The organism is Rhizobium sp. 2MFCol3.1, assembly GCF_000377565.1.
GTDB lineage: Bacteria > Pseudomonadota > Alphaproteobacteria > Rhizobiales > Rhizobiaceae > Rhizobium.
The window spans coordinates 111,802-133,416 of the sequence record NZ_KB898356.1 but is presented as its reverse complement, the minus strand read 5'-3'; the positions used below and the strand labels follow the sequence as shown (position 1 = coordinate 133,416).

The window sequence follows — 21,615 nt, the reverse complement described above, 5'->3', positions numbered from 1 at the left end:
GCTTAGAGGCCGATTTCGTTGGCCCATGGCGGGTTGGCGCCGGCGCGGGAGACCGTGACGGCGGCGGCCTTGGCGCCGAGCGAGAGCGCGTTCTGAAGCGCGTTTTCGTCGAGCGAGGCGACCTGCGCCTTGGTGAGCAGGCCATCCATCTTCAGCGAGGCGAGAACGCCGGCATCGAACGTATCGCCGGCACCGACGGTGTCGACCACGGTGACGCGCTGGCTGGGGACGGTGACCTTGCGTTCACTCGTGTAGCCCGTCGCGCCCTCGGCGCCCTTGGTGATGACGACGAGCTTGGCGCCGTGCTGCAGCCAGTGGGCGGCGAGATCGTCATGGCTGCCTTCCATGCCGAACCATTCCAGGTCCTCGTCGGAGAACTTCAGGATATCGGACTTGGCGGCCATGCGCTTGATGCGCGCCATATGCGCCTGCTTGTCCTTGATGAAGCCGGGGCGGATGTTCGGGTCGAGCGAGATGACGCGCTCGGCCGCCTCGCGGTCTAGCAGCGCCTCGTAGGTTTCGCCGCACGGGCTGGGGATCAGGCTGATGGCGCCGAAGTGCAGCGCCTCGCAATCGTCGCCGAGAACAGGAAGGTCATCGGCGGTGATCATGCGGCCGGCGGTGCCCTCGTCATAGAAGGCGTAGGTCGCCTGGCCGTTGACCAGCTTGACGAAGGCGAGCGTCGAGGGGCGCTGCGCGATGGCGCAGAGGCTGAAGTCGACATTGCTCGCCTTCAGCGTATCGCAGAGGATTTCGCCCATCATGTCGTCGGCGAGACCGGTGAAGAAAGAAGTCTGAATGCCCAGGCGCCCGAGCGCGATCGCCGTGTTGAAGATGGCGCCGCCGGCATAGGGCGCGAAGCCCTTTTCGCCGAGCGTCGTCTCCCGCGGCAGCATGTCGATCAACGCTTCTCCACAGCACAAAATCATGTCCGTCTCCCAAGGGCATTACGATCTGTCGATGCCCAACTGGATTAGATAACTTCGTGGCAAAAGCAAAGCGCCGTGAGCAATTATTCACTCAAAGTGATGAAATACCACCGTTGCGGCCGGACCATGCGAGCGGCGCGTCAAGGAAGGATTCCACCTCGTTCAAGGTGTTCTGATCGAACAGCTGCTGCTCCTTGGCGACAGCCAGAACATCGCGCCATGTGGCGATGTAGTGCAGCTTGACCTTGCCGTCGGCGAAGCGCAGCGCGCCTTCGTCGAAGATGCCGTAGTAGAAGAGCGCGATGCCATGATCGACAATGCCGCCGGCGGCGCGCACTGCATCGATGAACTTGAACATGCTGCCGCCGGCCGTCGTCAGGTCCTCGATGACCAGCACGCGCGAACCCTCAGGCATGTTGCCCTCGATCTGGGCGTTGCGGCCGTGACCCTTCGGCTGCTTGCGGACATAGATCATCGGCAGGCTAAGGCGGTCGGCGAGCAGCGCCGCAAAGGGAATGCCCGCGGTTTCACCGCCGGCGATGCAATCGAACTTCTCGAAGCCCGCCTCGCGCAGCACGACGCTGGCGGCGAAATCCATCACCGTCGAGCGGACGCGCGGGAAGGAGAGAAGCTTGCGGCAGTCGATATAGACGGGGCTCGCCATGCCGGAGGCGAACTTGTAGGGCTTGGTGGCATTGAAGTGAACGGCCTTGATCTCCCAGAGCATCTTGGCCACCAGTTCGGCCATGACTTTGCGGTCGGTGAATGTTGCCTGGATCATCGTTCTCTCCTTCGCCGGGATCTTGTGCTCAAACTTATGGGCCAATAGCAGCAAGTGGGGCAAGTTTCCAGAACGCGAGCGGCTCAAACGCAAGAATGGCATTTGCACGCGCCTACGTTGCCGTTGGTGCCGCTTCTCGCTCTGTTAATTTCGTTGTGTCAGGACGCGGTGATTCACCAAAAGCGCGAGGCGCGCCGGGTGGCGAAAACCCTTGATGGTATTTCTTTTGCGGACAACTTAAATTTCCACAACCCATTCATAATTTTAGACATTCGTCATACGTATTGTTCGGCAGGCACTTGCATGGTGCCTAATGTCCTGCGGCCCTAAAGACATTCAAATTTGAATGATTTCATTAACAACGGGGTGAAACTTCCCGCGCCATTTTCCCAGCGCCCAAAGACACCATGAAGGAGTCCAGAATGCGCCTCACGAGGTTCACACCGTTCCAGCAGTTCAACCAATCGCTGACCCTCAAAATCTTCTCCATTTGCTTTGTCTCGACGCACGTGCCGCTTTTGGCGCTCGTCGTCTATCTCGTGACCGGCTTTCGGAGCGAGGCGATGCCTGTGCTTATCCTGGTGCTGGGAGCGACGCTGATCGGGACTGCCTTTTGCCTGGCCTGCGTCTGGGCGTTCATCCGGCCGCTGCACCAGATCGCCGGCGTGGTCGAGACCTACCGCTCCACCGGCGTCGTGAAGTCGGTGCGCAGCAAGCGCAAGGACGAGGTCGGGATCGTCACCAACGGGATCTCGATCCTGATCAAGGAACTCGACGCGACGCTGGCACAGCTGCGCCGCCAGGCGACAACGGACGTGCTGACCGGCCTCGGCAACCGCCGCTGGCTGAAGGATATCGGGGCGCTGGAGATTGCTCGCGCCGCGCGTGAGCGCACGCCGATCTCCGTCGTGGTCTTCGATCTCGATCACTTCAAGTCGATCAACGACCAGTTCGGCCACGATGTCGGCGACCAGGTGCTGGTCATGGCCGGTGCCACGATCCAGCACAATCTGCGGCCCTATGACATCGCGGCGCGCATCGGCGGCGAGGAGTTCTGCCTGGTCCTGCCGCGCACGGATATCGATGTAGCGGTCAACATCGCCAACAGGCTGCGCATGCAGTTCGAAAGCAAGGCCGTCGGCCCGTTGCCGGCAAAGCGCGTGACAGCAAGCTTTGGCGTCTATCGTGGCGATCCCGCCAGCGAAACGCTGAAATCCATGCTGACGGCGGCAGACAGGGAGCTCTATGCCGCCAAGAATGGTGGTCGCAACATGGTTCGCTCGGCGGTCTCGTTGTCGATCAGGGACGCGAAGATCCGTGCCTGATCACTCCGCTACCAATTCGCCGATATCGGCGGGCAGCATCTTCTTGTAGAGCGCGATTGCTGCCCGTCCCTCGTCCTCGCCCAACGCGGCGGCGTATCTGACCGCCGCCGCCAGGAGCTGCATGGCGAGCCTCGCAAGCGCGAGCAGCGCGGGCTTGCGGCGATCCGGATAGACCTGCTCCAGCACCGCGAGCAGCGCCTGGGCGTGAAACTCCATATCGTCAGCATCGATTTCCTGCAGCAGCCGATCCGCCTGCGTGGCGAACCATATGTCGCGCATGACGGGCTCGCTGCGAAAGAACGCGTGGTATTCGTCGGCGATCCGGCAGAGCGCCGCACGCAGCGTGGCGGCATCCGTTGCCTCCGCAAGCGCCGCGACCACGCAGGCGCGGCCCTCCTCGTTGAAGCGCTCGGCCAGCGTTGCGAAGATCGAGCTCCTATCCGGGAAATACTGATAGAGCGCGCCGAAGGAGAGATCGGCCTTTTCGACGATCTCGCTCATCTTCAGCGCATCGCTTCCCTTCGCCTCGATCAGTTGCGTGGCAACAGCGAGAATCTTTTCGAAGCGCTCGCGGCCTCTCTGCTGACGGGGAATGCGCCGGGGCTGCCTGATGGCGCCCGCCTTGGTTCGCGATCCCACAGCCGTTTCGTCCGCCATCTAACACTCCATTCCGGTTGACAGGAGAAATAAGAGAGTTTATCTCATTTTGCAAATGAGAGAGTTTCTCTGTTATTGGCTTTTGGCTTAGCAGCCAAAATGGGAGGTCATCGGCATGGTAATCATTCTCGTATTGGCGCTTGTCGCCGCCGCGATCGGCAGCGGGCTCGTCGCCGGCACATTCTTCGCGTTCTCGACTTTCGTGATGCCGGCGTTTTCGCGCATCCCGACGGAACAGGGGATCGCTGCGATGAACTCGATCAACGTCACGATCCTGCGATCGCCCTTCATGATGTTGTTCGTGCCGACGGCCATTCTCTGCCTGTTGATCGGGGTGCTCGCGGTGATGAGCTGGCGGGAGGGGGCGAGCCTCTGGATGCTCGCCGGCGCTATCATCTACATCGTTGCCTCCTTCGCCTCGACGATCATCTTCAACGTGCCGATGAACGATGCGCTGGGGCAGGTTTCCGGCAGCGGCCCGGAGGCCTCCGCGCTGTGGCAGAGCTACCTGCGCGACTGGACGTGGTGGAACCATGTGAGGACGGTGGCGTCGCTTCTGGCATCGGCCGCGTTCGTTCGGGCACTCATGCTGATCTGATCTCCCGCCCGAGCGGCAAAATCTCTAATGCGCCAATGGTTTCAGATGTTTGCGCTTGCTTAGCGGCGCGGCGGCGATATCGTGCAGGACATGGAACATATCGAAGTCTTCCGCCGTCTCGGCGTGGCGCTTGCCATCGGTCTGCTCGTCGGCGTCGAGCGGGGCTGGACCGAGCGGGACGTGCGCGTCGGCGGGCGCACCGCCGGACTTCGGACGTTCGGTCTCACCGGCTTTCTCGGCGGTATTGTCGGCACGCTGCAGCCGCTGACAGGCCCGTTCTTCCCAGCCACGATAGCGGTCCTTCTCGGGGTCGTCTATATCGCCGGCAAGTGGCAGGAGGCGATCGAGGACAAGGATTACGGCATCACCTCGATCATCGCGGCCCTTTGCGTCTTCGCGCTCGGCATGCTCGCCACGCTTGGCGATCTCATCACGGCGGGAGCCGGCGCGGTCGTGGTGACCGTCGTGCTCGCGGCCCGCACCAGTCTTCACGGTTTCCTGCAAGGGCTGACCTGGGTGGAGCTTAGGTCGGCGCTGATGCTGCTCGCCATGACCGTGATCGCGCTGCCGCTGCTGCCCGACAAGCCGCTCGATCCCTGGGGTGCTCTCAACCCCTATGCGCTCTGGCTTCTGACGATTACCATCGCGGCACTGTCCTTTGCCGGCTATGTGGCGATACGGCTCATGGGATCGAGCCGCGGGATACTGCTTGCAGGCGCTGCCGGCGGGCTCGTCTCGTCCACCGCGCTGACGCTCTCCTTCGCGCGCTATTCGATGGAGGCGCCGCAAGGGGCGCGGCATCTGGCGGCGGGTGCGGCGATTGCCGGCGCGCTTTCCTTCGCGCGCGTTCTCGTCATTGCGAGCGCGCTTTCGCTGAGCATGCTGGCGCCGCTTTCGTCGGCACTCGTACCCGCCATCATAGGCTTCCTGGCGACCAGCCTGTTTCTGGCCTGGCGATCAGGCTCAAGCACACAGGCGCCGGAGATCGGGCTGACCAATCCGTTCGAACTGAAGACGGTGATTTCCTTTGCGCTGCTGCTCGGCCTGATCAGCCTCGTCTCGAAGATGGCGACCGAATATGTCGGCGCGTCGGCGCTTTATGTCGTCGCCGCCATTTCGGGTCTTGTCGATGTGGACGCGATCACGCTCTCGACCGTGCGCCTCGTCGGCTCGGCGATCACCGCCACGACGGCGGCCGATGTCACGCTGATCGCCGTGTTCGTCAACATGGTCACCAAGGTCGCGCTGGCCTTTACGGCGGGCCGCCGCGAATATGCCGTGACGCTCGGCCTCGCCTCGGCGGTCGCCATCCTTTTCGGCGCGGTCGGCTATCTCTCGACGCGCGGGATTTGGGCTGTCTGAGGCGGCAGGCTTGCCCAGCATGCCGCCGCAGACCCTGCCGGCCTTTATCCGTCGTTGCGTTCGCAGAAGGTCAGGCGATTGTTGAAGGGATCGATGACCTCCATCTCCAATCCCCATGGCGCTTCCTGAAGCCCCGGCTTCATGTAGCGATAATCCTTGGCCGCCAGCTCCGCCTGAAAGGCGCGAACGCCTTTCACGGGAACGAAGGCCCTGGCGCCGGGGCTGGCGTCTCCGGAGTGCTCGCTGAGGTGCAGGATCATGCCGCTTCGCGAGACCTGGCAATAGAGCGGGAAATGTTCGCCGAAGCGGTGCTCCCAGTCGAGTGCGAAGCCCAGGAAACCGCAGTAGAACTCCTTGGCCTTGTCGACGTCGAAGATACGAAAGATCGGGATCGGCGGCTCTATGCCGACCGCTGGCGGCGGCGCCGTTGTCTGCTCGAGTTTCGCAGACAGGATGTTCCATTGTTCAAAGCCGAACTGGCGGGCGACGATCTCCAGCGTCTCGCTGTGAGAGAGATCGACATCGCGGTCGGCAAGTGCCTGGCGCAACGCCTTGGCCATCAGTTTCGCATCGCGAAAATCACGCATGTTGCATTCCCTTCGTTGGCGGCGAACAGGACGATCAGTGCCCGCGTCTGCTGACCCGTTCGCCATCAGTCGCCAAACAGCAAGGGATGTGAAGGATATGCGTGGATGCATTCACCATCGTGCTTTCGCACCGCGGGGCGGCTGGCTGCATCCGGCCAACCAGACCATACGAAGGGAATTGCCGACGATCAAGAGGCGGTGCGTGCGGTGTCCGTGGGGACTGCCTGCAGGTGGCTCGCGAGCTCGACCCGGTTGCGGCCGGCGCGCTTGGCGGCGTAGAGCGCCTTGTCGGCAGCGGTCAGCATGGCGTCGAATGGCAGCGGCTTGGTGCGGCCGGTGGCGACGCCGACGCTGACGGTGCATTTGCAGATCTCGCCGTCGATATCGAGCTCGCGCCCCTCGAAGGCCTTGCGGATGCGCTCGGCCACGACTTCGGCGCGGCCCGGCATCACCTCGTGCAAGACCATCGCGAACTCTTCACCGCCGAGGCGCGCAACCGTGTCGCTCAGCCGGCAGCTCGCGGTCAATTCGGCCGCGAAGACCTTCAGCACGCGGTCACCGACATCGTGACCGAAGTTGTCGTTGATCGATTTGAAGTGGTCGATGTCGAAGACCAGCACGGCCGTGGTCGGGCCCATGACGCCGGCGCCGTGGCGATCGAACAGAGCGCGGCGATTGAGCAGGCCGGTCAGCGGATCGGTTGCCGCGTCGATGCGGTGGCGGGCGGCCATGCGCCATTGGTGCAGGGCCAGCGACAGCGCGCCGATGCCGGTCATGCTGGCGATGCAGACGGCGAGGCTCAAATCCTCCGACCAGTTGTCGGGTGCCGCACCCAGCACAAGCTTGCCCTGATAGATCAGCACGGCGGCGCAGAGGACGAAAGAGAAGCCGGTCAGGCAGTAGAGGCTGGTGATGCCCGTCAGCGGGACGATCGCTTCGGCGCGGGCGCGCCAATACTGGTAGGCCGTGGCGAACATGAAGGAGGCGATGGCGATATTGTCCATGATGAAGGACAGACCGTCATAGCCGAGCAACATCGGCAATGCGGTCGCCACCACGGCCACGGCACCAAAGGCAGCGACACGCGCATGCGGCAATGTTCCTGTCCGGAACTGGCAGCCGGCACCCCAGACGATCGCGAAGCCGGGAAACAAAAGTGCAAAACAGATGGTGCCGACGATCGCATCAGGCGTGTCGACATAGATGCCATAGGCAAAGATGCCGCTGACGATCAGGATCAGGCCGACGCCACAGGCCAGCAGAAATGTTTCGGTCCGCCGGGCAATCCAGCTCGCCAATAAAGTAATGGCGAGACAAGTCGCCGAGACCGCCAACGCGGTCAGCAATGAATTATAGTCAAGCGTCATGCTTTGAACTTCGTGGCTTCTGCCGCGCTTTCGTTTTCAGAAAATGGAATTCGCCCGACAGCGAATGTGTTATCAATTTCGTTAAAAAAACATGTATTTAAAGCTTAGATGTTAGCGCAGTAACATATCTCGACGGATGCGCATCCTTCTTCCAGTAAAAAATGAGGGGTTTGCGAGCGCTATTAGCGCTCGACATCCCAATGAAGCGGGAACATGGGGTCGAATACCGTGACGGGACCGGCGCCGGTCTCGATCTTGGCAGGGAACGACACGAGCTCGGCGCGCTTCACAAGCGTTATTACTTCTTCGTTTATCGGAAGGCCGTACCAGGCCGGGCCATTCAACGAAGCGAAAGCTTCCAGTCTGTCGAGGGCATTGTCCTGTTCGAAGACGTGAGCAAGGCAGCTCATCGTGTTGATCGACGTATAGATGCCGGCGCAGCCGCAGCCGCATTCCTTCAGCGGATCGACATGCGGCGCGGAATCGGTGCCGAGGAAGAAGCGCGCGTCGCCGCTGGTGGCTGCCTGGCGCAGCGCGACACGATGGTGTTCGCGCTTGGCGACCGGCAGGCAGTAATAGTGCGGGCGAATGCCGCCAACGAGGATGGCGTTGCGGTTTATGATCAGGTGGTGGGTCGTGATCGAGCCGGCGAGGTTGCGCTCGGCCGACTTGATGTAATCGATGCCATCCTTGGTGGTGACGTGTTCCATCGTCACCTTCAGTTCCGGCAGGCGCTTGCGCAACGGGTCGAGCACGGTTTCGATGAAGACGGCTTCGCGATCGAAGATATCGACGTCCGATGTCGTGACTTCACCATGGACGCAAAGCGGCAGGCCGATCTTGGCCATGCGCTCGAGCACCGGCATGGCCTTGTCGATATCGCGCACGCCGCCATGCGAATTGGTGGTGGCGCCGGCGGGGTAGAGCTTGACGGCGGTGATCAGGCCGCTGGCCTTGCCCTTCTCCACATCATCCGGATCGGTGTGCTCGGTCAGATAGAGCGTCATCAGCGGCTCGAAGCGGTCGCCCTTCGGAAGTGCGGCCATGATGCGGCCGCGATAGGCCTCGGCATCCGCTGTCGTGACGACCGGCGGCACGAGGTTCGGCATGATGATGGCGCGGGCGAAGTCGCGGCTTGAATCGGCGATCACGCCTTCCAGCATCGCGCCATCACGCAAGTGAAGATGCCAATCATCGGGGCGGCGGATGGTGATCGATTGCATGACTTAAACTCCGGCAAGGCTGCGCTTTAGGGCTCAGCCTTGGGAATTACATCCAAGCATGGGGGATGGCAAATGGTTTGCCCATCGCTACCGGGCAAATGCGATCAGGCGATCTCGAGGGTGACGTCGGCGCGGCGGCGATTGCCGAGAATGAGGCGACCGTTCGGAAGGTCGTTCTCATAGACCTTGCGAGCAGACTCCTCCTCGCTCAGCTTGTAGCCGCGCCAGCGCGCCCACAGCCGCTCCTCCAGCACCTCGATCGGCGGGGCGAGCATGATCGAATAATCGAACACGCCTTCGAGCTCCGCCCACTTACCGAGGCTGAAAAGCAGGTAGTTGCCCTCGACGATGATGAAGCGGTGCTCCGGGCCGATGGGACGCGCCGAGGCGATGGCAAGCTCCCGCGAGCGATCGAACACCGGCACCAGCACTTCCTGATCGGCCAGGCGAACGGCGCGGATGATATCGAGGAAGCCGCGCACGTCGAAGGTCTCGGGGATGCCCTTGCGGGCAAGCTGGCCTCGCTCGATCAGGATGGCATTGTCCATGTGGAAACCATCCATCGGCAGCACCGCCGCCGTTTCGCCGCCGGCGCGCAAGGCGTCGGCGATGTGGTCTGCCATGGTGGATTTGCCGGCGCCGGGCGGGCCGGCGATAGCGATCAGAAAGCGCTTCTTGTCGCCGGCGCGGGCAAGAACCTCGCCGGCGATATCCTCGATCGTCATCGTCATGCGGCAACTGGCTCCGTAGGAACTGACTTGGCGCCGGTCATGAAGGCGACGGCATCCGACATTGTGTATTCCTTCGGATTGATCACCGTCAAGCGACGGCCGAGGCGGTGGATGTGGATGCGGTCGGCCACCTCGAAGACGTGCGGCATGTTGTGCGAGATCAGCACGATCGGGATGCCGCGCGAGCGGACGTCGAGGATGAGTTCCAGCACGCGCCGGCTTTCCTTGACGCCCAAGGCCGCCGTCGGCTCATCGAGAATGATGACCTTGGAGCCGAAGGCCGCCGCGCGGGCGACAGCCACGCCCTGGCGCTGACCGCCGGAGAGGGTCTCGACCGCCTGGTTGATGTTCTGGATGGTCATCAGGCCAAGCTCGGTGAGCTTCTGCCGCGCCATCTTTTCCATTGCGGAATGATCGAGCTTGCGCATGAACTTGCCCATGAAGCCCGGTTTGCGGATTTCGCGGCCGAGGAACATGTTGTCGGCGATGGAGAGCGCCGGCGACAGGGCAAGGTTCTGATAGACGGTCTCGATACCGGCCTTTCTGGCTTCCATCGGTGAATGGAAGTTGATCGGCTGGCCCTCGAGGCGGATCTCGCCTTCGTCGGGGCGGATGGCGCCGGAGATCGCCTTGATGAGCGAGGACTTGCCGGCGCCGTTATCACCGATCACCGCCAGGATTTCGCCCGGATAGAGATCGAAGTCGGCATGGTCGAGGGCGGTAACGCGGCCGTAGCGCTTGACGAGACCACGTGCCATGAGAAGGGGTTCGGTAGCCATCAGCCTGCTGCCTTTCTGATCCACTGGTCGATTGCGACGGCGACGATGATGAGTACGCCGATCAAGAGGTAGGTCCATTGCACGTCCGTGCCGAGCAGGCGCAGACCGAGCGAGAAGACGCCGACGATGAGCGCGCCGAACATCATGCCGAGAACGGAGCCGCGGCCGCCGAAGAGCGAGATGCCGCCGATCACCACCGCGGTGATGCTTTCGATGTTGGCGAACTGGCCGGCGGTGGGCGACACCGATCCGATGCGGCCGATGAGGGCCCAGCCGGCGAGCGCGCAGATTATGCCCGAGAGCACATAGACCGAGATCAGCATGCGCTTGACGTTGACACCCGACAGTTCGGCCGCCTCAGGATCGTCACCCACAGCGTAGAGATGGCGGCCCCAGGGCGTGTGGTTCAGCACATACCAGAGGAAGGCAACGAGCAGCACCATGGCGATGACGCCGTAGGTGAAGACCGCGCCGCCGATGCGGAAGGTATCACCGAAGAGCTGAAGGAGCGGCGCCGTGGTTTCGATTTCCTGGGCGCGGATCGTCTCGTTGGCGGAATAGAGGAAGTTCGTCGCCAGAACGATCTGCCACATGCCGAGCGTGACGATGAAGGGCGGCAGCTTCATGCGGGCGACGAGCCAACCATTGATGAAGCCGCAGAGCGCGCCGACGGCAAAGCCACAGAGGATCGCGAGTTCGACCGGAAGACCGTAGCGGAAGACGAACTGGCCCATGACGACCGAGGACAGCACCATGATGGCGCCGACCGAGAGATCGATGCCCGCCGTCATGATGACCAGCGTCTGCGCGGCGCCGACGATGCCCGTGATCGCCACCTGCTGAAGGATGAGCGTCAGCGAGAAGGCGGAGAAGAACTTGGTGCCCAACAGGGCGCCGAAGATGACCAGCGACAGCACGAGCACGATCAGCGATACCGCCGATGGGCTCGAATGCAGGAAATGCCGGAACTTTTGAAGGAAACTCTTGTCGTCCGTGTCGAACGAGGCGACGTCGGTCGAACTGTCCTTGAGGACTTTTTCGTAATCGTGATGCGGCGATGCCGCGGTTGGCTCACTCATGGATGTTCCTCCCGGAATCCTGTCCGCCGTGCGTGCGCGGGACGATTGCATGTGAGTGGTGGTCTTTCCCCAGGCCTGCCCTTCGGCCGCCTGGGGTCACAGTCGATGCATCGGGAAAGTCCCCCTCTGGCCTGCCGGCCATCTCCCCCACAAGGGGGGAGAAGACTTGCGGCACCCACCTGCCCCAGTCAGGGCTCAACGGGACCGGCCGGGTTAGACCCTCCCCCTTGTGGGGAGGGTTGGGAGGGGTCTTAAAGCCGATCGCTTAGCCCCAGCACTTGCCCAGGCCTTCCTTGGTGTCGATCGACTTGACGCCGGAGACCGGCTTGTCGGTAACGAGCGTCACGCCGGTGTCGAAGAAGTTCTTGCCTTCGGTCGGCTTCGGCTTTTCGCCGCTGTCGGCGAACTTCTTGATCGCCTCGATGCCAAGTGCTGCCATCTGCAGCGGATACTGCTGCGAGGTGGCGCCGATGACGCCGTCGGCGACGTTCTTGACACCCGGGCAACCGCCGTCGACGGAGACGATCAGCACGTCCTTCTCGCGGCCGACAGCCTTCAGCGCTTCATAGGCGCCGGCGGCAGCCGGTTCGTTGATGGTGTGGACGACGTTGATGGTCGGATCCTTCTGGAGAAGGTTTTCCATCGCGGTACGGCCGCCTTCTTCGTTGCCGTTGGTGATGTCGTGGCCGACGATGCGCTTGTCATCCTCGTCGCCGATCTTGTTCGGATCCTTCGGGTCGATACCGAAGCCCATCATGAAGCCCTGGTCACGCAGAACGTCGACCGACGGCTGCGACGGCGTCAGGTCGAGGAAGGCTACCTTGGCGTCCGCAGCCTTGTCGCCCAGCGTTTCCTTGGCCCACTGGCCGATCAGCTTGCCGGCGAGCAGATTGTCGGTGGCAAAGGTCATGTCGGCGCTGTCGATCGGTTCCAGCGGGGTGTCGAGCGCGATGACGAGCAGGCCGGCGTCGCGGGCCTTCTTCACGTTCGGCACGATGCCCTTGGTGTCGGAAGCGGCAATCAGGATACCCTTGGCGCCATCGGCGATGCAGGTTTCGATCGCGGCCACCTGGCTTTCACTGTCACCATCGATCTTGCCGGCATAGGACTTCAGGTTGACGCCGAGTTCCTTGGCCTTTGCGGTCGCGCCTTCCTTCATCTTGACGAAGAAGGGGTTGGTGTCGGTCTTGGTGATCAGGCAGGCGGAAACGTCCGCGGCCTTTGCGGGCGCCGAGAAGGCGACGCCGAGGGCCAGCGCGGCGAGCGCTGCGGAAAGCACTGATTTCTTCATTTACTCCTCCCAGAGTGTAGCCGGACCGCCCCATGGCTGGCCGGAATTTTAAAGCACGAACGCCGCCTTCGAATACCGCCGATGGCTTCCTCCAAGCCGTTTCGTGCTGTTTACGACGCTAATTAAGGGCGAAAGAATTTGGCTTGTCAATAAATAAATCCAATTGAATTATTAATTCCTTGTGGCATGCTCGGCGAAAATAACGCATAGGCCGATCAAGGGAGGAATGGCCAATGTCGTCGATGAGAGGTCCGGTTCACTTGCCGGCCCAGCTGCCTGGCGTCAGTCCGGCAGGCGGTGCGAACCAGGTTCGGGTTCGCGCATACAATGAAAGATTGGTGCTTTCGCTGGTGCGCCTTCATGGCGCCCAGTCGAAAGCGGATATCGCGCGCCGCACGGGCCTTTCGGCGCAAACCGTGTCGGTGATCATGCGCGTGCTGGAAAAGGAAGGGCTGCTTTCGCGCGGCGAGCCGGTCCGCGGACGCGTGGGGCAACCCTCGGTTCCGATGCGACTCAATCCCGATGCCGTCTATTCCTTCGGCGTGAAGATGGGGCGGCGCAGCGCCGATCTGGTGCTGATGGATTTCGTCGGCAAGATCCGCATGCAGCTGCATGTGACCTACGCCTACCCCCTGCCCGACCTGTTTCTGAACTTCATCGTGTCAGGTATTCAGGAGCTGGAAAGCCGGCTGAGCGACGACGAGCGCAGCCGGATCGCCGGCGTCGGCATCGCGGCACCTTTTGAGCTCTGGAACTGGGAAGAGGAAGTGGGCTCGCCCAAAGGCGCGATGGACGTCTGGCGCGATTACGACCTGCATGCCGAGGTGGCGGCGAGCCTCCCCTACCCCGTCTATCTGCAGAACGACGCGACCAGCGCCTGTGGCGCGGAACTCGTCTTCGGCATCGGTCCGCAACATCCCGATTTCGTCTATTTCTTCATCGGCTCCTTCATCGGCGGCGGCATCGTTTTGAACTCGGCCATCTTTTCCGGCCGCACCGGCACGGCCGGCGCGATCGGCCCGCTTCCCGTGCGCGGCAAGAACGGCGAGACGCTGCAGCTGCTCGAGGTCGCCTCGATCTTCGTGCTCGAAAACATGCTGCGCGAGCGCGGGATCGATCCGGAGCCGCTCTGGTATTCGGCCGACGACTGGATCGACTTCGGCGAGCCGCTCGAATTGTGGATCCAGGATACCGCCAAGGCGCTGGCACAGGGCATCGTCGCGGCCGCGTCGATCATCGATTTCAGCGCCGCCGTCATCGATGGCGGCTTTCCGGGCTGGGTTCGTGAGCGGATCGTGCAGGCGACGATCTACGAAGCGGACAGGCTAGACCTGCAGGGCGTCGTCATGCCCGATATCATCGAGGGCGCGGTGGGGGCGCATGCGCGTGCCATCGGCGGCGCCAGCCTGCCGATCTTCGCCCGCTATCTCACGGACCAGAACGTGCTCTTCAAGGAGGTGGAGAATGCTGAAGGGACTTAACCCGATCCTGAGCCCCGAGTTGCTCTCGACGCTGCGCGCCATGGGCCATGGCGACGAGATCGCCATCGTCGACGGCAACTATCCGGGCCTCGAGGATGCGCGGCGGCTGATCCGGCTCGATGGGCATGGCATCATCCCCGTGCTCGATGCCGTGTTGAGCGTGTTGCCGATCGACGAGTTCGTGCCGGAGGCGATCTTCCGCGCCACCGTGAAGGGCGAGCGCGACAAGCTCGACCCCGTGCACGAGGAGATGATCGACTGCTGCGCGCATTACGAGCCGCATCGGCAGGTGGTGCCGCTGGTGGGGCCCGATTTCTACAACAGGGTGAAGGCAGCGCATGCGCTGATCCAGACCAGCGAGCCGCGCCTTTACGGCAATATCATCCTGCGCAAGGGCGTGATCCATCCGGGCAAGCCGGGCGACAAGAGCAAAGCCCAGGTCGACCCATTTCCCTACTGACGACGGCTCAGCCGGCGATCAGATCTCGCCGGCCAGCGGTCCCCAGACATCCGTCAGCGCGAAGCCGCCGGGGTGCGGATCGAAGGGATCGAGCGCCACCTGCGACAGGCCGAAGGTGAAGCCGCGACCCGTGATCGTCGGGATGACGGCGGGGCGGCCGGCGACGATGGTCTCGGCCAGAAGCCCGACCTCGAACTCAGAATCGATGATCGAGCGCGACTTGAAGACATCGCCGACCTTCGCCTTGCCGCGCGCATGCAGCGTCGCGAGATTTGCGGAGTTGCCGGTGCCGCAGGGCGAGCGATCGGCGCGGCCGGGCCACATGGTGGTGCAGGTGCGCACCGTGCCATCGGCTTCGAGATCGCGGAACATCACATAAGCGACGCCCGAGATCGCCGGGATCTCAGGGTGCACGACCTTGATCTCGCGGTTGATCTTTTCCTTGATCACCATGCCGGCGCTGACGAGGGCGGCGGCATTGGACTTGGCGATCGTCAGGCCGATCTGGCCGACATCGACAAGCGCATAGAAGATGCCGCCGTAGCAGAGGTCGAGCTTGATCGTGCCCCACTGCTCGGTCTCCAGCGAGACGTCGAGCTCGTGCACGAAGGACGGCACCATCGTGAGCTTGACCTTCTCGCAGCGGCCATCGCGGCAGGTGGCGGTCGCCTTGACGAGGCCGGCCGCCGTTTCCAGCGTGACCACCGTTTCCGGCTCGTTCATCTCGACGATGCCTGATTCGAGCAGCGCCGTGGTGACGCAGATCGAGTTCGAGCCGGAGCTGGCATGCGCCTGATCCGGCTGCAGGATGATGAAGGCGGCATCGGCATCCGGGTGCTTGGGCGGCAGCAGCAGATTGACGGAGCCGATCGGCGCGCCGCGCGGCTCGAGGCAGAGGAAGCGGCGAAGCTCCTGGCCCTTCGGATCGGTGTTCAGCCAATGCAGCTGCTCGGCAACGGTGTTGCCTGGGATTTTCGGAACGCCGCCGATCGCGACCTTTCCGATCTCACCTTCGGCGTGGACATCCAGAAGCTGGATCGTGCGCTTCCATCTCATCGGCGTCTCCCATCATCCGCCGGCAGAGCGACCTCGTCGTCGCCGGCACTCTGTTATGTCTCAATAGCGGTTAATACGGAACGGCGTCATGTCGATGGCGGGTTTGGCCCCCGTCACCATATCCGCGATCAGCTGCGCGGTGGTGGCCGAATAGGTGAGGCCGAGATGGCCGTGACCGGTCGCATAGTAGACGCCCTGCATTTTCGACGACGGCGAGATGATCGGGATCGTGTCGGGCAGCGACGGACGATGCCCCATCCACTCTGTCGCGTCCTTGACCTGAAGGCCCGGGACGGCGCGCTGGGCATGGCGAACGAGGACGCGGGCGCGGCGGAAATCGGGCGCGGCATCGAGCCCCGCCAGCTCGACATTGCCGCCGACGCGGATACCGCCCGCCGTCGGCGTGATCATGAAGGCGCGGTGCGGCCAGATCACCGAATAGCGCATGGAGACGCCGGGCTGCATGATCTGGGTGTGGTAACCGCGCTCGGTCTCGAGCGGGATCGGCTCGCCGAGCTTTTCCGTCAGGAAGCGGGTGTGGACGCCGGCCGCCAGCACGACGAAATCGGCCGCGATACGCTCGCCGCTTTCGAGCAGCACGACGGACGTGCCGTCGGCGTTTTTCTCTACGGTGCGAACGGCGCCGGACACAAAGGTCGCGCCGCGTTCGCGGGCCGCGTCGGCGAGCTTGACCACCAGGCGATAGGGATCGCGAATGGTCTTGTTGTCGGGCAGCAGGACCGCCTTGGCGATCGACGGCGAGAGCGAGGGCTCCAGATCGCGGATGGCAGCACCTTCGAGCACGTCGAAATCGAATCCGTAGCGGCGCATGAAATCGATGTGGCCGCGATCGCCTTCGAATTCCGCCTCGGTCTCGTAGATCGCCAGGCAGCCTTCGTCGGTCATCAGCTCGGGTGCCGCGATCGTATCCAGCATGGCGCGGAAATCGGCGAGCGCAGGATTGGAGAGGCTCATGCCCGCATCCTCGATGTCACGCAGCCGCGAGGGCCGACCGGCGGCGATGAAACGCAGGAACCATGGCGCCATCTTCAAGGCGTAGGCGGGGCGCAGCCAGACGGGGCCTTCGGGATCGAGCAGCCAGCGGGGGATCTTGCGCCAGGTATTGGGGCCGGAGCCGGCCGCGAAATCGAGCGCGATGCTGGCCATGTTGCCATAAGAGGTGCCGCGCCCGGGCTCGCCCTTGTCGATCAGCGTGACCTGCAACCCGCGACGCTGCAATTCGAGCGCGATCGCCGCACCGATGACACCTGCGCCGACAACCGCGACCGTCTGTTTCTTCTCGTTCATCCCTCACCGCCCATTCGCGCGGCGGACCACACCACCGACAGCACTGTGATATATCAGAACACAGGCGACTTCCATCTGAATTTTTAGCGATGAGAGACAAGACTCAGCCGCGCGGTTAGCGCAAGTGTCATGAAACTTTCCGAGCGTTGTTTCCGTTTATTGCGGAAGGATATCAACCAAGGACCGCGCCATGAAGGCAGTGCCCAGCATCCTTCTTACGATCGCCCTGCTCTGCCCGTCGCTCGCCTTCGCCGGCGCGCTTGAGGAGGATGCGATACGCCATGACATCATCGGCAGGACCATCTATCTCGCGACGCCGCTCGGCGGCGAATTGCCGCTGAACTACCACACATCAGGCGTGGTCGACGGCAGCGGCGAGGCGATCGGGCTTGGAAAATTCTTCAAGCCGAACGACCAGGGCAAATGGTGGATCGATTCGAACCGGCTCTGCCAGAAATTCCGGACCTGGTACGACGGCGCGCCGATGTGTTTCGAGCTGGAGACGGCGGGGCCCGGGAAGGTGAAGTGGACGCGCGACAACGGCCAGACGGGCGTGGCGAGGATCGGCAACTAGCTAGGAGATCGAAGGTCCAGAATGGAAAAGAGCCCGGTGCGGGAGGAGGTGCACCGGGCTCTTGATCCTGACTGACAACTGGGAGGAGGAGTGTTGTCAGTCCGATGAAGGAGCGCTGGGAGGAGGAGTGCGCTGCCTTCGAGGGGATAGATAGCCCATGGTTTCGATCAGGAATAGGGAGAATACCGCAACGCAGCAATGCGCCAAGCGCATAACACAACCCCTTAGATCGTCATTCGCATTCGATTCATGCACATCATTTCATCAAACCTGCCAGGATATGAGCAATTCCAGCCACATGGGCCGAAGGCGGCGGCCTTTGCCGTCGCCTTCGAGACCGACTCACCACTCGTTGCCGCATGGCATGGAGCCGTCGCCATTGGTGCCGCCGAAGGTGCCCTGGCAATAGGTCTGCCTGTGCATCTGCTGCATTGGGGGCTGCATCGGGCGCTCGCCGATCGAGCCTGTGGTCTGGCGGTCGACGCCGAAGGCGGCATCGGGATACCAGTAGCCGTCGTGGCGGCGGGTGCCGGGCCGCTCCGTGCGCGAGCCGTGATAGCCGTGCCAATAGCCCGACTGGGTCTCAGCCACCTGAATAACTTGAGCCTGCGGCATGGACTGGTCGGCAGGTGCCGCCTGAACAGGCACCGCGGCCGAGAGTGCGGCGATGACGCCAAGCGACAGGACGGACGGGATGTAACGGGAGATTTTCATGATAAACCCTCCTTCAGGATTCACATGAAGAAAATGCCGTCTCAGCTTGCAAAGTTCCGCGCTTGCAAGCGCGCTCCAACAGTCGTGATCACAGGCGATTGCGCGTGATCCCGATTACGCCTACGGCGTGATCCCGATTGCGCTTTGGGCGTGATATCAGGCCGCTCCTACTGGTCGTAGACGGCGCGGTAGCCCTGGCTGGAGATGCAGGTGACATATTGACGGCGCGCGGCCGCCCTCGCCTGCGCTTCCTCATTGGCGGGATCGATCGCATAACGCGACATCTGCGCCCGCGCCTCGTATTGCTTGCGCGCCTCGTTATACATGACGTTGCCGTCGGCGACGCAGATGTTGTGGGCGATGCCGGGTGGATTGAGCGGCGGGTCGAGCGTGTTGACGGGCGTCAGCATCGGGCCGTTGGCATGATCGACGCAACCGGCCAAGGCCGCCACCGACGCCAGAAACACCATTCCACGAACCATATTGCTCAGCATTCAATCTCTCCGGCCCACGGCCACGGCATGTCCTGCCCCAAAGGCATCTTGCCGAGACAATCGTCTGGCAACATTGTGCCAAGCTAGCGCCACGCCCGCATCGCGCAGGTGCCAACATCAAGATGGAGGATCAGACAGTGTCAGCTCTTCAGGACGAACGTGCACAAGACGTCCCCACTCACCCGGAGGAAATGAAATCGGTCTTCGACCTTCGCGTCGGAAAGCACATCACGCTGCAAGGCAGCGCCAGGACCACACCCGCCGGCGTCATCAGCACCGGGATCGCGGTGGCCGCGATGACGTTTGCCGTGGGGTATCTGATTTCGTCGGTCGGCCGGCGGCGGTAGGGCGATTAGTTAGACGCGTTCGGCACGCCCCTCAGACATAGATCCACCCTTTGCGCACCGCCTCTATAAGCTCGAGCTCGTAGCTATATTCGGCGGCCACGGCAAATACCTTGATATCGCTGCTGGTCATGCCGATCCCGTGCCGTCGCGAGACGTATTCGAAGGTCTCGATCCAATCGAGGCCCGACAAATGCAGCATGGCTATCTCCAGGGTGAAAGGGGCTTCCCGCTTCTTCTTTCGGCGGGCCATCAAGGTTGGAACCCGTGCCGATCGAGCAACGCGCGCTCCTGCTCAAACATGCGGGCGGTGAGTTCCTCGAAATCGATAAGACCGGCGGCCGCAAGCGCATAGCAGGCCGCATCCGACGCACACCGGTCCCGCTCGAATCGATCTCGCAGAGATGCTCCCACATGACGAGAGCGGTTCGTCAAAACGTCAGTGGCTAGCTGCGCATAGAAATCTGAGTCCATCGGCCCGACCTCGCAACGAATGCGCGGACACACCTGCCCTGCATTCCGTGAGGGAATGCCGGCCTGTGCAACGCTCTGGTGATCGTATGGATTTCGTACCGGGGAAGTGTCTCACGACTCGCGGAGAATGGGAATCGCGGAGATCGGCTTTAAAAATTTAGACGAGCAGAATTCGACCTTGCTTGAGGTCATCGTGCTAAATTTTCATGAGAAAAGAGAAGTGGCGCACCCGAAGAGATTCGAACTCCTGACCCCCAGATTCGTAGTCTGGTGCTCTATCCAGCTGAGCTACGGGTGCGTCTGCAGCGGTGTGTCCCGCTGGCGTGAGCGGTTCTCTAAAGGGTCATCTGGATGAATGCAATAGGGTTTGTAAAAAAAGTGACGTCTTTCTTCGCGAGCTGCCGGGAACGCGGGATTGCATCACTTTTCCAAGAGGCTGCGGCCGCGGTAATCGTCCAGCGACACAGGGCGATCGGGGATTTCGATCCGGAACTGGGTGCCGATCGATGGTTTTTCCACAAGCGCGATGGTGCCGCCGTGGGCGAGCACCAGTTCGCGGGCGATGGCGAGACCAAGCCCCGTGCCGCCGGAGCGAGCGGAGCCGCGAAACGCGGTGAAGAGGTTCTGGCGGGCCTTCTGCGGCATGCCGGGGCCGGTGTCATCGACGGTGATGCTGACGACGCTGCCGATGCGATGAGCGGCGACGGTGATGCGTCGCGGGCCCGCGCCTGCATTGTTTGACGTCAGCGCCTGCAGGGCGTTGCGGCAGAGATTGTGGATGACGCGGAACAGCTGCTCGTTGTCGGCATCCACTTCGAGATCGGCGTTGATCTGCTCGACGAACTCCACATCGCTCTGCGGATCGATCGCCAGCATGTCCCTGACATCCTCGACAAGCGTCGTCACCCTGACAAGGCGGCGGCGGGGGGCCGATTCGCTGGCCTGGCCGTAGGAGAGAACCTCGGTGGTGTAGCCGACGGCGCGGTCGATGGTGCGGAGCAGCTTCGGGGCGAAGCGCTTCACCATGGGGTCGTCGACATCAACCAGGCGGTCGGACATCAGCTGCGCGGAGGCGAGGATGTTGCGCATGTCATGGTTGATCTTGGAGACGGCCAAGCCGAGGGCCGCGAGGTTGCTCTGCTGTTTCAGCGTCTTCTGGAGCTGCAGCTGCATGGCGGTCAGGTGGCGGCCGGCAATGCCCAGTTCGTCGCGCCCGCCATCGCCAACGAAGACATGCTGCGGATTTTCGGGATCGGCGGAAAACTGCTGCATGCTGCCCGTCAGTCGGCGGATCGGCCGGATCAGAATACGGTTGATCGCGAAGAAGACGAGCGTGGCGGTAAACAGCGAGATCAGGATCGACAGCAGGAAGACGTTGCGGGAGTAGAGCAGCATCGCATTGCGCAGATGCTTGTCCTTCATCAGCACTTCGACACCGATATTGGTGTCCTGCACCGGCCCATAGACGCGGATCATCCGGTCGCCGCCGAAAATCAGCGTGTCGAGCGCATCGCGCATGGCGGTGACGGCTGGCACGCTGGTGAGATCATATTGCTCATCGACGGATGCCGGCATGTCCCAGGTGGCGAGCAGCCGCGAGGTACCGTCCTTGCGCAGCACGATCGCCTTGGTGCCCGTCGCTTCCAGGGTCTGGCGCTGCAGGTCGCGCGGCAGCTCCACCGGCTGCAGGCCATCGATGGCGATGGCGGCGGCGGCGGCGGCGTTGAGCCGCTCATCCAGCCAGCGGAGGCGCATCGAGGCCACCGAGGGAAAGAAGATCAGCACTTCTGCGAGCATGATGCAGACGACGGTCAGCCACAGGAGCTTGCCGGAGATGCCGCCGAACATCCCGGCGGGCCGGCATGACGAGCGCGCGGCATCGGTCGCCGTCGTGAGTGCTTCGGGAACAGTTTGGCCTTGATCAGGGGCGGGCATCGCTTCTCGTCCAACCGGCGCCATGCGCCACGGATTCAATCTCTATATTAGACGAAACCGCGTCGC

23 protein-coding genes and 1 tRNA gene are annotated in these 21,615 nt (G+C 62.6%); 7 read left to right on the top strand and 17 right to left on the bottom strand.

From position 1 onward, the window contains the following. Positions 1 to 2: 2 nt before the first annotated feature. Together D460_RS0109310 and D460_RS0109305 are read right to left on the bottom strand one after the other, a co-directional pair. Entirely contained in the window at positions 3 to 929 is a 927-nt protein-coding gene (locus tag D460_RS0109310) for a carbohydrate kinase (RefSeq protein ID WP_026282959.1), read from the bottom strand. A gap of 91 nt (positions 930 to 1,020) precedes the next feature. Then, positions 1,021 to 1,710 (bottom strand): orotate phosphoribosyltransferase, encoded by a 690-nt coding sequence (locus tag D460_RS0109305; protein ID WP_018898271.1) that lies wholly within the window; start codon positions 1,708 to 1,710, stop codon positions 1,021 to 1,023. 422 nt (positions 1,711 to 2,132) lie between these two features. Here D460_RS0109305 and D460_RS0109300 point away from each other — a divergent pair, with 422 nt between their 5' ends. After that, the gene (locus D460_RS0109300; protein ID WP_018898270.1) at positions 2,133 to 3,035 is read left to right on the top strand and encodes a GGDEF domain-containing protein; all 903 of its coding nucleotides are present in this window, start codon (positions 2,133 to 2,135) and stop codon (positions 3,033 to 3,035) included. Here the strand turns inward: D460_RS0109300 and D460_RS0109295 are convergent, their stop codons facing one another. After that, positions 3,036 to 3,692 (bottom strand): TetR family transcriptional regulator, encoded by a 657-nt coding sequence (locus tag D460_RS0109295; RefSeq protein ID WP_018898269.1) that lies wholly within the window; start codon positions 3,690 to 3,692, stop codon positions 3,036 to 3,038. 115 nt (positions 3,693 to 3,807) lie between these two features. On the opposite strand from D460_RS0109295, the gene D460_RS0109290 reads away from it, so the two are divergent. After that, positions 3,808 to 4,290 (top strand): anthrone oxygenase family protein, encoded by a 483-nt coding sequence (locus D460_RS0109290; RefSeq protein WP_018898268.1) that lies wholly within the window; start codon positions 3,808 to 3,810, stop codon positions 4,288 to 4,290. 90 nt (positions 4,291 to 4,380) lie between these two features. Continuing rightward, complete coding sequence (locus D460_RS0109285; protein WP_018898267.1) at positions 4,381 to 5,652, top strand: MgtC/SapB family protein; 1,272 nt, start codon at positions 4,381 to 4,383, stop codon at positions 5,650 to 5,652. 44 nt (positions 5,653 to 5,696) lie between these two features. On the opposite strand, the gene D460_RS0109280 is transcribed toward D460_RS0109285, so the two are convergent. The 7 genes from D460_RS0109280 to D460_RS0109250 all read right to left on the bottom strand — a co-directional run bounded on the left by D460_RS0109280 (position 5,697) and on the right by D460_RS0109250 (position 12,709). Next, on the bottom strand, positions 5,697 to 6,239 hold the full coding sequence (locus D460_RS0109280) for a glyoxalase superfamily protein (protein WP_018898266.1): 543 nt from the start codon (positions 6,237 to 6,239) through the stop codon (positions 5,697 to 5,699). A gap of 188 nt (positions 6,240 to 6,427) precedes the next feature. Further along, positions 6,428 to 7,606: a GGDEF domain-containing protein gene (locus tag D460_RS0109275; protein ID WP_026282958.1), complete on the bottom strand. Its 1,179-nt coding sequence runs from the start codon at positions 7,604 to 7,606 to the stop codon at positions 6,428 to 6,430. A 182-nt stretch (positions 7,607 to 7,788) separates the two neighbouring features. Next, entirely contained in the window at positions 7,789 to 8,829 is a 1,041-nt protein-coding gene (pyrC, locus tag D460_RS0109270; RefSeq protein ID WP_018898264.1) for a dihydroorotase, read from the bottom strand. A 104-nt stretch (positions 8,830 to 8,933) separates the two neighbouring features. Beyond that, on the bottom strand, positions 8,934 to 9,560 hold the full coding sequence (locus tag D460_RS0109265; protein ID WP_018898263.1) for a nucleoside triphosphate hydrolase: 627 nt from the start codon (positions 9,558 to 9,560) through the stop codon (positions 8,934 to 8,936). Further along, positions 9,557 to 10,339, bottom strand: coding sequence for an ATP-binding cassette domain-containing protein (locus tag D460_RS0109260; protein ID WP_018898262.1), 783 nt, complete (start codon positions 10,337 to 10,339; stop codon positions 9,557 to 9,559). Before D460_RS0109260 ends, D460_RS0109265 begins: the two co-directional genes overlap by 4 nt. Further along, complete coding sequence (locus D460_RS0109255; RefSeq protein ID WP_018898261.1) at positions 10,339 to 11,418, bottom strand: ABC transporter permease; 1,080 nt, start codon at positions 11,416 to 11,418, stop codon at positions 10,339 to 10,341. Before D460_RS0109255 ends, D460_RS0109260 begins: the two co-directional genes overlap by 1 nt. 265 nt (positions 11,419 to 11,683) lie before the next feature. Then, on the bottom strand, positions 11,684 to 12,709 hold the full coding sequence (locus D460_RS0109250) for a sugar ABC transporter substrate-binding protein (protein WP_018898260.1): 1,026 nt from the start codon (positions 12,707 to 12,709) through the stop codon (positions 11,684 to 11,686). Between the two features lie 233 nt (positions 12,710 to 12,942). Between D460_RS0109250 and D460_RS0109245 the strand changes: the two genes are divergently transcribed. Continuing rightward, a complete protein-coding gene (locus tag D460_RS0109245) occupies positions 12,943 to 14,190 on the top strand; it encodes an ROK family protein (RefSeq protein ID WP_018898259.1) in 1,248 nt (415 codons plus the stop codon). After that, entirely contained in the window at positions 14,174 to 14,650 is a 477-nt protein-coding gene (locus D460_RS0109240; RefSeq protein ID WP_018898258.1) for an RbsD/FucU domain-containing protein, read from the top strand. Before D460_RS0109245 ends, D460_RS0109240 begins: the two co-directional genes overlap by 17 nt. Before the next feature lie 18 nt (positions 14,651 to 14,668). On the opposite strand, the gene D460_RS0109235 is transcribed toward D460_RS0109240, so the two are convergent. Continuing rightward, positions 14,669 to 15,706 (bottom strand): 4-hydroxyproline epimerase, encoded by a 1,038-nt coding sequence (locus tag D460_RS0109235; protein ID WP_018898257.1) that lies wholly within the window; start codon positions 15,704 to 15,706, stop codon positions 14,669 to 14,671. Positions 15,707 to 15,766: 60 nt separating this feature from the next. Further along, positions 15,767 to 17,014: an FAD-binding oxidoreductase gene (locus tag D460_RS0109230; RefSeq protein ID WP_018898256.1), complete on the bottom strand. Its 1,248-nt coding sequence runs from the start codon at positions 17,012 to 17,014 to the stop codon at positions 15,767 to 15,769. Positions 17,015 to 17,204: 190 nt separating this feature from the next. Between D460_RS0109230 and D460_RS0109225 the strand changes: the two genes are divergently transcribed. Continuing rightward, positions 17,205 to 17,588 carry a hypothetical protein gene (locus D460_RS0109225; RefSeq protein ID WP_018898255.1) on the top strand — a complete coding sequence of 128 codons (384 nt, stop codon included), beginning with the start codon at positions 17,205 to 17,207 and terminating at the stop codon, positions 17,586 to 17,588. Positions 17,589 to 17,930: 342 nt separating this feature from the next. On the opposite strand, the gene D460_RS0109220 is transcribed toward D460_RS0109225, so the two are convergent. Both D460_RS0109220 and D460_RS0109215 read right to left on the bottom strand, forming a co-directional pair. Continuing rightward, the gene (locus D460_RS0109220; protein ID WP_018898254.1) at positions 17,931 to 18,302 is read right to left on the bottom strand and encodes a hypothetical protein; all 372 of its coding nucleotides are present in this window, start codon (positions 18,300 to 18,302) and stop codon (positions 17,931 to 17,933) included. A gap of 167 nt (positions 18,303 to 18,469) precedes the next feature. Beyond that, positions 18,470 to 18,796 carry a hypothetical protein gene (locus D460_RS0109215; RefSeq protein ID WP_018898253.1) on the bottom strand — a complete coding sequence of 109 codons (327 nt, stop codon included), beginning with the start codon at positions 18,794 to 18,796 and terminating at the stop codon, positions 18,470 to 18,472. 137 nt (positions 18,797 to 18,933) lie between these two features. Here D460_RS0109215 and D460_RS35885 point away from each other — a divergent pair, with 137 nt between their 5' ends. Further along, a complete protein-coding gene (locus D460_RS35885; protein ID WP_026282957.1) occupies positions 18,934 to 19,143 on the top strand; it encodes a hypothetical protein in 210 nt (69 codons plus the stop codon). 31 nt (positions 19,144 to 19,174) lie between these two features. Here D460_RS35885 and D460_RS0109205 read toward each other — a convergent pair whose 3' ends face one another. From D460_RS0109205 to D460_RS0109190, 3 genes are all read right to left on the bottom strand, one after another. Continuing rightward, positions 19,175 to 19,342 (bottom strand): hypothetical protein, encoded by a 168-nt coding sequence (locus D460_RS0109205; RefSeq protein ID WP_018898251.1) that lies wholly within the window; start codon positions 19,340 to 19,342, stop codon positions 19,175 to 19,177. Between the two features lie 493 nt (positions 19,343 to 19,835). Continuing rightward, positions 19,836 to 19,912: transfer RNA gene (locus D460_RS0109195), tRNA-Arg, on the bottom strand. A 122-nt stretch (positions 19,913 to 20,034) separates the two neighbouring features. Then, positions 20,035 to 21,549, bottom strand: a complete 1,515-nt coding sequence (locus tag D460_RS0109190; protein ID WP_018898249.1) for a HAMP domain-containing sensor histidine kinase — start codon at positions 21,547 to 21,549, stop codon at positions 20,035 to 20,037. Positions 21,550 to 21,615: the final 66 nt, after the last annotated feature.

Excerpts from the sequence above, each read along its gene's own strand:
- D460_RS0109310 (WP_026282959.1), bottom strand. The coding sequence starts at position 929 with ATGATTTTGTGCTGTGGAGAAGCGTTGATCGACATGCTGCCGCGGGAG.
- D460_RS0109305 (WP_018898271.1), bottom strand. The coding sequence starts at position 1,710 with ATGATCCAGGCAACATTCACCGACCGCAAAGTCATGGCCGAACTGGTG.
- D460_RS0109300 (WP_018898270.1), top strand. The coding sequence starts at position 2,133 with ATGCGCCTCACGAGGTTCACACCGTTCCAGCAGTTCAACCAATCGCTG.
- D460_RS0109295 (WP_018898269.1), bottom strand. The coding sequence starts at position 3,692 with ATGGCGGACGAAACGGCTGTGGGATCGCGAACCAAGGCGGGCGCCATC.
- D460_RS0109290 (WP_018898268.1), top strand. The coding sequence starts at position 3,808 with ATGGTAATCATTCTCGTATTGGCGCTTGTCGCCGCCGCGATCGGCAGC.
- D460_RS0109285 (WP_018898267.1), top strand. The coding sequence starts at position 4,381 with ATGGAACATATCGAAGTCTTCCGCCGTCTCGGCGTGGCGCTTGCCATC.
- D460_RS0109280 (WP_018898266.1), bottom strand. The coding sequence starts at position 6,239 with ATGCGTGATTTTCGCGATGCGAAACTGATGGCCAAGGCGTTGCGCCAG.
- D460_RS0109275 (WP_026282958.1), bottom strand. The coding sequence starts at position 7,606 with ATGACGCTTGACTATAATTCATTGCTGACCGCGTTGGCGGTCTCGGCG.
- pyrC (WP_018898264.1), bottom strand. The coding sequence starts at position 8,829 with ATGCAATCGATCACCATCCGCCGCCCCGATGATTGGCATCTTCACTTG.
- D460_RS0109265 (WP_018898263.1), bottom strand. The coding sequence starts at position 9,560 with ATGACGATGACGATCGAGGATATCGCCGGCGAGGTTCTTGCCCGCGCC.
- D460_RS0109260 (WP_018898262.1), bottom strand. The coding sequence starts at position 10,339 with ATGGCTACCGAACCCCTTCTCATGGCACGTGGTCTCGTCAAGCGCTAC.
- D460_RS0109255 (WP_018898261.1), bottom strand. The coding sequence starts at position 11,418 with ATGAGTGAGCCAACCGCGGCATCGCCGCATCACGATTACGAAAAAGTC.
- D460_RS0109250 (WP_018898260.1), bottom strand. The coding sequence starts at position 12,709 with ATGAAGAAATCAGTGCTTTCCGCAGCGCTCGCCGCGCTGGCCCTCGGC.
- D460_RS0109245 (WP_018898259.1), top strand. The coding sequence starts at position 12,943 with ATGTCGTCGATGAGAGGTCCGGTTCACTTGCCGGCCCAGCTGCCTGGC.
- D460_RS0109240 (WP_018898258.1), top strand. The coding sequence starts at position 14,174 with ATGCTGAAGGGACTTAACCCGATCCTGAGCCCCGAGTTGCTCTCGACG.
- D460_RS0109235 (WP_018898257.1), bottom strand. The coding sequence starts at position 15,706 with ATGAGATGGAAGCGCACGATCCAGCTTCTGGATGTCCACGCCGAAGGT.
- D460_RS0109230 (WP_018898256.1), bottom strand. The coding sequence starts at position 17,014 with ATGAACGAGAAGAAACAGACGGTCGCGGTTGTCGGCGCAGGTGTCATC.
- D460_RS0109225 (WP_018898255.1), top strand. The coding sequence starts at position 17,205 with ATGAAGGCAGTGCCCAGCATCCTTCTTACGATCGCCCTGCTCTGCCCG.
- D460_RS0109220 (WP_018898254.1), bottom strand. The coding sequence starts at position 18,302 with ATGAAAATCTCCCGTTACATCCCGTCCGTCCTGTCGCTTGGCGTCATC.
- D460_RS0109215 (WP_018898253.1), bottom strand. The coding sequence starts at position 18,796 with ATGCTGAGCAATATGGTTCGTGGAATGGTGTTTCTGGCGTCGGTGGCG.
- D460_RS0109205 (WP_018898251.1), bottom strand. The coding sequence starts at position 19,342 with ATGCTGCATTTGTCGGGCCTCGATTGGATCGAGACCTTCGAATACGTC.
- D460_RS0109190 (WP_018898249.1), bottom strand. The coding sequence starts at position 21,549 with ATGCCCGCCCCTGATCAAGGCCAAACTGTTCCCGAAGCACTCACGACG.